The organism is Neobacillus drentensis, assembly GCF_036966985.1.
Lineage (GTDB): Bacteria > Bacillota > Bacilli > Bacillales > Cytobacillaceae > Neobacillus > Neobacillus drentensis_E.
Genome location: NZ_JBALSN010000448.1, coordinates 4,639 through 4,954, shown reverse-complemented (window position 1 = coordinate 4,954; position 316 = coordinate 4,639). Strand labels below are relative to the sequence as shown.

Here is a 316-nt window from a genome sequence, read left to right as displayed (position 1 = left end):
CCAGGTGACAATCGATTTGTTGTTCATTATATTTAGTTCCAAAACCTACACTACCGGCATGGACCTGTTGTTGGATCTCCTCATTTGAAAGGAACCTTACCAAAATAGCTTCTGAAATTTCTGCATTGAATGCTTTAACTTTAGTCGTCACTAATCCTGTCAATAACTGTCGAAGGGTTTGTGGAACTTCTGCTAAATCAATCTCTTGTTTGGTTAGATAATCCTTCCTCTTAGCTAAACTTTTCATCGTTACATAGATTTTCATCTTCTTACCTCAAAATAAATTTTATCTATATTCTACCAAACATTAGAGTCG

Annotated in this window: 1 pseudogene; it reads right to left on the bottom strand. The window is 35.1% G+C overall.

Annotated elements, in window-relative coordinates:
• Positions 1 to 265: pseudogene (locus tag V7659_RS24905) on the bottom strand (hypothetical protein); the annotation flags it as partial.
• Positions 266 to 316 lie beyond the last annotated feature (51 nt).